The organism is Glaciimonas sp. GG7, from assembly GCF_052976905.1.
This window is the reverse complement of record NZ_JBRIIQ010000133.1, coordinates 1-8226: the sequence shown is the minus strand read 5'-3', so window position 1 is coordinate 8226 and position 8226 is coordinate 1. Positions and strand designations below refer to the sequence as shown.

At 50.8% G+C, this 8226-nt stretch carries 7 protein-coding genes and 1 riboswitch; of the genes, 5 read left to right on the top strand and 2 right to left on the bottom strand.

The window, feature by feature from the left end:
* Positions 1-153: 153 nt before the first annotated feature.
* Complete coding sequence (locus ACVBEF_RS19400; protein WP_447125560.1) at positions 154-444, bottom strand: IS66 family transposase; 291 nt, start codon at positions 442-444, stop codon at positions 154-156.
* Between the two features lie 83 nt (positions 445-527).
* Here ACVBEF_RS19400 and ruvA point away from each other — a divergent pair, with 83 nt between their 5' ends.
* From ruvA to ACVBEF_RS19380, 4 genes are all read left to right on the top strand, one after another.
* Positions 528-1106 carry a Holliday junction branch migration protein RuvA gene (gene ruvA / locus ACVBEF_RS19395; RefSeq protein ID WP_447125559.1) on the top strand — a complete coding sequence of 193 codons (579 nt, stop codon included), beginning with the start codon at positions 528-530 and terminating at the stop codon, positions 1104-1106.
* Positions 1107-1251: 145 nt separating this feature from the next.
* A complete protein-coding gene (gene ruvB, locus ACVBEF_RS19390) occupies positions 1252-2313 on the top strand; it encodes a Holliday junction branch migration DNA helicase RuvB (protein WP_447125558.1) in 1062 nt (353 codons plus the stop codon).
* Positions 2285-2776 carry a YaiI/YqxD family protein gene (locus ACVBEF_RS19385; RefSeq protein ID WP_447125557.1) on the top strand — a complete coding sequence of 164 codons (492 nt, stop codon included), beginning with the start codon at positions 2285-2287 and terminating at the stop codon, positions 2774-2776. Before ruvB ends, ACVBEF_RS19385 begins: the two co-directional genes overlap by 29 nt.
* Positions 2777-2917: 141 nt before the next feature.
* Positions 2918-3760, top strand: a complete 843-nt coding sequence (locus ACVBEF_RS19380) for a 2-keto-4-pentenoate hydratase (RefSeq protein ID WP_447125556.1) — start codon at positions 2918-2920, stop codon at positions 3758-3760.
* Between the two features lie 65 nt (positions 3761-3825).
* On the opposite strand, the gene ACVBEF_RS19375 is transcribed toward ACVBEF_RS19380, so the two are convergent.
* Entirely contained in the window at positions 3826-6645 is a 2820-nt protein-coding gene (locus tag ACVBEF_RS19375) for a valine--tRNA ligase (protein ID WP_447125555.1), read from the bottom strand.
* Positions 6646-6854: 209 nt separating this feature from the next.
* Positions 6855-6970, top strand: a riboswitch (TPP riboswitch).
* A 116-nt stretch (positions 6971-7086) separates the two neighbouring features.
* On the opposite strand from ACVBEF_RS19375, the gene ACVBEF_RS19370 reads away from it, so the two are divergent.
* Positions 7087-8226: phosphomethylpyrimidine synthase ThiC (locus tag ACVBEF_RS19370; RefSeq protein ID WP_447125554.1), on the top strand; the 1140-nt coding region annotated here is incomplete at its 3' end.

The window sequence follows — 8226 nt, the reverse complement described above, 5'->3', positions numbered from 1 at the left end:
CTTATTAGAAAACCCTCCCAGAGATATCTGGGAGGGTTTTTGCTTGGCGACCAGCATTCGCCATCAGACCGGGAACATCATCACAACAGGATCCCATCTCGTCAAAGGTCCATGAACCGTAAGCGATCCGTGAACCACGTCTGGCAAAAAACATCAAGAGTGGCCACTCACGACTCTGCATGCTGTAGCTAATGCTGTCGACTGCTTCCATGCCCAGCCGTTCATCTGAATACACATATAAATATTGTTCTGAACCGCTTGCACTGGCTCTTTGGGTACTTGCATGATCGTATCACCGCGAAACACGACCTCACTGTCGAGTAAATGATAGCGCAGTAAATTAATCATCGGTTGGAAAGCAATGCCGAGTCGGACCACACTCGCGGCGAGTCTATTGCGCGAGATATCGCCACCGAAGAGGGGCGTCAAGCGTATGCTTGCCACTGTAATATTCTCCCAGAGCTCCCATAGGTTGAACGTGTTGTCCTGTATGATTTGGCATACTTTTTCACTATGGTTATACGAAAATGATAGGTCGTCTCTCAGGAATATTGCTTGAAAAAAATCCGCCACAACTGTTGATTGATTGCAATGGTGTCGGTTACGAAATTGGTGTGCCTATGAGTACGTTTTACAATCTTCCTGGAATTGGTGAGAAGGTGGTCTTGCTTACTCATCTCGCGATACGTGAGGATGCGCATGTTTTATTTGGATTCGGAACTAACGAAGAACGTACGGTTTTTAAGCAATTAATCAAGATTGCAGGGGTTGGGGCGCGGACTGCACTCTCTATTTTGTCCGGTATGGCAGTATCTGATTTAGCACAAGCAATTACCCTGCAAGAGGCAGGGCGTTTGACTAAGGTTCCGGGCATCGGTAAAAAAACCGCTGAAAGATTATTGCTTGAATTAAAAGGAAAGTTAGGCCCTGATCTGGGTGTTGTAGGTGGACATGCAATGAGCGATGTCACCGGCGATATCCTCAATGCTTTAGTCGCATTGGGTTATTCAGATAAGGAGGCGCTATTAGCACTTAAGCAAATACCTTCTGACATCACAGTGTCTGACGGTATCAAGTTCGCCTTAAAAGCATTATCAAAGTTATAGCTAAGTGGCGTTACTCTAACCGCAGATGGTTAGAGTCTCTCGTAGAACAATTTTGCATAAATCCCAGTAATACCAATTTCATTAAAATATCTATATATCGTTATTGTTGTGAGCGATGTACAACTGATCCAGTCTGGCTAATCCGATGAGCATTCAAACCGATGATTTTACCGAGCAGCGGATTATCGCTGCTACCCCAGCTTCGCCCAATGAGGAAGCCATTGAGCGTGCTTTGCGGCCGAAACATCTGGATGAGTATGTCGGGCAGCAAAAAATTCGTGAACAGTTAGAAATATTTATTACGGCGGCGCGGCAACGTAAAGAAGCGCTGGATCATACCTTGCTGTTTGGTCCTCCCGGACTTGGGAAAACCACACTCGCACACATTATCGCCCGCGAAATGGGTGTTAATTTACGTCAAACTTCCGGCCCTGTACTCGAGCGCGCTGGCGATCTGGCTGCATTGTTGACCAATCTGGAGGCCAATGACGTCCTCTTTATCGATGAAATTCATCGCCTTTCTCCCGTTGTAGAAGAGATTCTTTATCCCGCGCTCGAAGATTATCAAATCGATATTATGATCGGCGAAGGTCCGGCTGCGCGTTCGGTGCGGCTCGATTTGCAACCCTTCACCTTGGTCGGTGCTACAACCCGTGCCGGTATGCTGACCAATCCCCTGCGCGATCGCTTCGGCATTGTCGCAAGGCTGGAGTTTTATACGCCAGAAGAATTAACCAAAATTGTTATCCGCAGCTCAGCACTACTTAACGCTCCCATCGTTGATGACGGCGCCTTTGAAATTGCCAAGCGCAGCCGCGGCACGCCGCGTATCGCCAACCGCTTGCTACGTCGTGTCCGCGATTATGCCGAGGTCAAAGGCAATGGTGAAATTACCAAGGCCATGGCCGATGCAGCATTAGTTATGTTGGATGTCGATCCGGTGGGTTTCGATGTCATGGACCGTAAGCTGCTTGAAGCCGTATTGTTTAAATTTGGCGGCGGTCCGGTCGGCCTCGATAATCTGGCCGCGGCCATTGGCGAGGAGCGCGATACCATCGAAGACGTGCTGGAACCATATTTAATACAACAAGGATTCCTCCAACGCACACCGCGCGGCCGGATCGCCACGCCAGCGGCCTATACGCATTTTGGGGTAAGCGTGCCGCAAACTGGTCCCAATGGCGAATTGTGGGGACAAAATCAATAGCAAGATCAACGCCGATGCCTGCCCCAATGTCATTAAAGAAATCCTCTTTCGCGTAGCCGAGCGGCGTCAAATAGTGACGACGCTCGTAGCCAATAAATTACTGCCAACACCACCCTCACGTTTTATCAAGGCGCTTCAAGTTCCGTCAGGATTTGATGCCGCCGATCAGGAAATCGTCCGCTTGCTCCGTCCGGGTGATTTAGTCATTACCGCTGATATTCCCCTTGCCGCAGAAGTCCTTGAGAAAGGTGGCGATGCACTCAATCCGCGTGGCGAGTTTTATACCAAAGATAATATTGCGCAGCATTTGAGGACGCGCACATTCTTGGAAGAGCTACGCGCCTCCGGTGTAGAAACCGGAGGCCCGGCTGCATTTAGCCAAAATGATCGGCATACCTTTGCGGCCCAATTGGATCGTTATAGGGCTTACGCAAAACCGCCCCAGCGGCGTTATCCCTCCTAGCCTTACAGTCAATGGCATCAAAGGTCTGCCTTGCCAGGATGATTTTGCGTAAGCCCTTCGTTATTTACAGAAATCCGGTATTCCCTGATCCGCTGTGTATATGAAATCAAACAACCTAATTTGAGGAAGCGAACAACGCTCATGCCCACCAAGCTTAATCGGTACGCGCAGCAACTTATTGACGCCAGAGCCCATGCGCAATTATTGCCGCCATTGTTGAATGCAGATGGGGACGCGTTGTCACTTAGCGAAGGCTACGACATAGCAAAATGCGTGCTAGACGCCAGCATCAGCCGGGGCGAAGTGCCAATCGGACGCAAACTTGGTTTTACCAATCGTACTTTATGGCCCAAATATGGTGTGAATGAACCGATTCATGCACTGATCTGGTCGCCTATTTTTGCCAGTACGGTGCGCTATGCCGATGACAATCGTGGCATTCAAAGTCTCGAAGGCGCGCTTCAGCCGCGCATTGAGCCTGAGATTGTATTTAAGTTGGCCGCCACACCCGCGCCAGACGCGACCATCAATGACATAGCAGACTGTATTGAATGGATGGCGCACGCTTTTGAGATAGTGGTGTGTCCATTTCCTGATTGGAAATTTGAAGCCGCCGACGCCGTTGCTGCTTTCGGCTTGCATGGAGCGCTCATCATCGGCGATCCGCACGTATTATCGAGCGCTACCCGTCGTAACTTAGGCGACATATTAGGCAATGCCAGTGTTTCCGTCTCTTGCTGTACGGAGGAAGCGGTCATCTTGTGCGGTGCAGGTTTCGGCAGCGACGTCATGGACAGTCCGCTGCACGCGATTTGGCATCTGCATCAATTGCTTAAAACACAACCACAGTTTGCACCATTAACCGCCGGGGAGATTATTACGATCGGGACCTGGACCGATGCTTATCCTGTGCAGCGCGGGCAAACCTGGGTTACGGCATTTTCCGGAGTTACACTACCGGGCTTGACGCTGTCTCTCGTATAAATACTCGGCGTAAAAAAATGCCACGCTCTTTTCAGTGCGTGGCATTTTTTATGTTTTCAACAGTATTAATCCTTCAGTTTGGCAAATTGCTCACGCAGTTTGATCAACGTCGCAGAAAAATTCGCCACACGCTCTTGCTCTTGCGCCACAACCTGCGCCGGCGCTCTTGCTACAAAACTTTCATTGCTCAGCTTTGCCTGCGCCTTTGTAATTTCACCATCCAACCGCGTAATTTCCTTGGTCAGCCGTTCGCGTTCAGCGGCAACATCAATTTCCACTTTCAGCATCAGTTTGGCATTACCAACAATCGATACCGGCGCTGGAGACTCAGGCAAGATCTCGACAACTTGTACTTCAGATAATTTAGCCAATCCTTGCAGATACGGCGCAAACGATGTCAATGCCGCTTGTTGTTCTGCTTCGCCTGCAATAATCAGCGGAATCCGTAAGGCTGGTGACAATTGCATTTCACCGCGCAGATTACGGCAAGCATCGGTCAGCGATTTGAGCTCCGTCATCCATGCTTCGGCCTTTTCGTCGATTTTTTCCAAGCGTGCCTCAGGATACGATTGACGCATGATTGAGTCGCCTGCCGGGTCCATGACGATACCAGTCAATGGCGCAACGCTTTGCCACAACGCTTCGGTCACGAACGGAATGATCGGATGCGCCAATCGCAAGATTGTTTCCAATACGCGCAGCAGAGTGCGGCGCGTGGCCTGTTGCCGGGCCGGGCTACCGTGTTGGATCTGAATCTTGGCAACTTCCAGATACCAGTCGCAATACTCATCCCAGACGAATTTATAAATCGCCGACGAGATATTGTCGAAACGATAATCGGCAAAGCCCTTGGCGATGTCAGCTTCGGTGCGTTGCAATTGCGAAACGATCCAGCGATCTGCTAACGAGAAATCCAGCTTTTCTTTGTTGCACTCGCCAGCGGTATGGCCGTCAAAACCGCAATCTTTGCCTTCGGTATTCATCAACACAAAGCGGGTTGCATTCCACAATTTGTTGCAGAAATTGCGATAACCATCGCAACGGCTCAGATCGAAATTAATGTTGCGTCCAAGGGTTGCCAGCGATGCAAAGGTGAACCGTAGGGCGTCCGTACCAAAGGCCGGAATGCCATCAGCAAACTCTTTACGCGTAGCTTTAGCGATACCGTCGGCTTGCTTGGGATTCATCAGACCGGCAGTGCGTTTGGTCACCAAGGTTTCTAAATCGATGCCGTCAATCAGATCAATTGGATCAAGTGTATTGCCTTTGGATTTCGACATCTTCTGACCGCTGCCATCGCGCACCAGACCGTGCACATACACAGTATTAAACGGTACTTTTCCGGTGAAATGCGTGGTCATCATGACCATGCGCGCCACCCAGAAAAAGATAATGTCAAAGCCGGTCACCAGCACTGACGACGGTAAAAACATCTTGTAGTCAGGCGTTTCTTCCGGCCAGCCAAGGGTTGAGAACGGCACCAGCGCAGAGGAGAACCAGGTATCGAGCACATCTTCATCGCGCCGGATAGTTTTGCTGCCAGCTTGTGTCTGTGCTTCCGCCTCGGTCCGGGCGACGTAGATTTTGCCGTCTTCGTCATACCAGGCCGGGATTTGATGGCCCCACCATAGTTGACGTGAAATACACCAATCCTGAATATTGTTAAGCCACTGGTTATACGTCGTGGTCCAGTTTTCCGGGACCATTTTGATTTCACCATTGGCGACTTTTTCCAGTGCCACTTCGGCAATCGATTGTCCCGGAAAATGCGTACCTTCCGGCGCCGCTTTACTCATCGCCACAAACCATTGATCAGTCAGCATCGGCTCGATCACCACGCCGGTACGGTCACCACGCGGGACCATCAATTTATGCGGTTTGACCAACTCGAGTAAGCCCAACGCATCCAGATCGGCCACGATTTGTTTGCGTGCAACAAAACGGTCCATGCCCTGATATTGCGCAGGAGCTGCATCGTTAATTTTGGCGTCTAGCGTGAGGATATTGATCTTGTCCAGATTGTGGCGTTGACCGACGGCGTAATCGTTAAAGTCATGCGCGGGCGTGATCTTGACGCAGCCGGTGCCGAATTCTTTATCTACATATTCATCGGCAATGATCGGAATTTCACGACCGCACAACGGCAGCACTAACATTTTGCCGACCAGATGCAGGTAACGTTCATCGGTCGGATCAACCGCTACCGCAACGTCGCCGAGCATAGTTTCAGGACGGGTTGTGGCGACCGTCAAATGACCGCTGCCATCCACTAGCGGATAGCGGATATGCCACATTGAACCGTCTTCCTCTTCCGAGACGACTTCCAAATCGGACACCGCCGTACCCAACACCGGATCCCAATTCACCAACCGCTTACCACGATAGATCAGGCCTTGTTCAAACAGGCGCACAAAAACTTCAGTGACCGTGCCTGATAAATCCGTGTCCATCGTGAAATATTCGCGCTCCCAATCAGCCGATGAGCCGAGGCGGCGCATTTGTTCGGTGATGGCGGAGCCGGATTTTTCTTTCCATTCCCAGACTTTTTCGATGAATTTTTCGCGGCCTAAATCATGGCGCGAGATTTTCTGTGCATCAAGTTGACGTTCCACCACAATTTGCGTTGCGATACCAGCGTGATCAGTACCCGGAATCCAGGCAGTATTAAAGCCGCGCATCCGGTGGTAACGCACCAGACCGTCCATGATGGTTTGGTTGAAGGCGTGGCCCATATGCAAGGTGCCGGTTACATTGGGTGGCGGCAACTGAATGCTGAATGAGGGCTTGCTGGCATCGGTGGAGGCGGCAAAATACCCGCGCTTTTCCCACTCGCTACGCCAAAATTGTTCAATCTCGGCAGGGTCGAAAGACTTGGCTAATTCCATGATTTTGGTGGGTTATTTGCTAAAACATCGATTATAAAGGACGCCGTCGTTTGCTTATGTGCAAGGGCGACATATTTCTCCGGGTGTGCATCATTCCTGATGGCAATCTGTGCGCTTTTCGATATAGGAATCATCTAAAAAATCACATGTAAATCTTTACACAGAGGTGTAAAATTCGACTCGCTAACTTAGGTAAATAGCTTAAGTTAGCAAAATGCTAGGGGTCCTGATTGCGCGTTAATTAATACAGCGCGTAATCGGGTGAGAAACACCCTCTGAACCTGATCTGGGTAATGCCAGCGAAGGGAAGCTGTCGAGTTAGTTGCAGGCCGATGCGTTATATGCGTTGTTACGTTGAAAACGCCATCATTGCGCCCCGCGTCACTTATCTCGAAAACTCCTTTTTGCCGGCAGCCAGGATCGCCACGCAACGGAGCCAAAATGAACGCCAATCCAACATTTCTATCTGCCACTGCCACGGTGGATGAAGCCGCCATTTCGCCATTACCCAATTCCCGCAAGATCTACGTCACAGGATCGCGCCCGGATATTCGTGTGCCGATGCGCCAAATCACGCAATCCGATACCGAAGCCTCGTTCGGCGCGGAAAAAAATCCACCGATTTATGTGTATGACACCTCGGGGCCGTATTCAGACCCGGATGTAAAGATCGATATCCGCTCCGGCTTATCAACGCCGCGCACGCCGTGGATCGTTGAGCGCGACGATACCGACGAATTAGCCGGACCCACTTCCGACTATGGCGTAGAACGCCTCAATGACCCAAAACTAGCCGAGTTGCGCTTCAATCTACAACGCAAACCACGCCGCGCCAAAGCCGGTAAAAACGTCTCGCAAATGCACTATGCGCGTCAAGGCGTCATCACGCCGGAGATGGAATATGTCGCCATCCGCGAAAACATGCGTCGTCAGGAATATCTGGAAGAGTTAAAAGCCTCCGGCCCGATGGGCAACCGGCTGGCCGATTTGATGGGCCGTCAACATCCCGGCCAATCGTTTGGCGCGAGTATTCCAAAGGAAATTACGCCAGAATTCGTGCGCTCAGAAATCGCCCGCGGTCGCGCGATTATTCCCGCCAATATCAATCATCCTGAAGTCGAGCCGATGATTATTGGACGCAACTTTCTGGTGAAGATTAACGCCAATATCGGCAACTCAGCGGTCACCTCATCGATCGGCGAAGAAGTCGAAAAAATGACCTGGGCGATCCGTTGGGGCGGCGATAACGTCATGGATTTATCGACCGGTAAACACATCCACGAAACCCGCGAATGGATCATCCGCAACTCGCCAGTACCGATTGGGACTGTGCCGATTTATCAAGCGCTGGAAAAGGTCAACGGCAAGGCCGAAGACCTGACCTGGGAAATTTTCCGCGACACCTTGATTGAGCAGGCCGAGCAGGGCGTTGACTACTTTACGATCCATGCTGGCGTGCGTTTGCAATACGTTCCGATGACGGCTAAACGCTTAACCGGCATCGTCTCACGCGGCGGCTCGATCATGGCCAAATATCGATTCGTGCTTGTCCGTGGTACTCGGCATAGAACTACTGAGTCG

Bases quoted from the DNA above. Each gene is read 5' to 3' on its own strand.
- ruvB (WP_447125558.1), top strand. From the start codon at position 1,252: ATGAGCATTCAAACCGATGATTTTACCGAGCAGCGGATTATCGCTGCT.
- ACVBEF_RS19385 (WP_447125557.1), top strand. From the start codon at position 2,285: ATGGCGAATTGTGGGGACAAAATCAATAGCAAGATCAACGCCGATGCC.
- ruvA (WP_447125559.1), top strand. From the start codon at position 528: ATGATAGGTCGTCTCTCAGGAATATTGCTTGAAAAAAATCCGCCACAA.
- ACVBEF_RS19375 (WP_447125555.1), bottom strand. From the start codon at position 6,645: ATGGAATTAGCCAAGTCTTTCGACCCTGCCGAGATTGAACAATTTTGG.
- ACVBEF_RS19380 (WP_447125556.1), top strand. From the start codon at position 2,918: ATGCCCACCAAGCTTAATCGGTACGCGCAGCAACTTATTGACGCCAGA.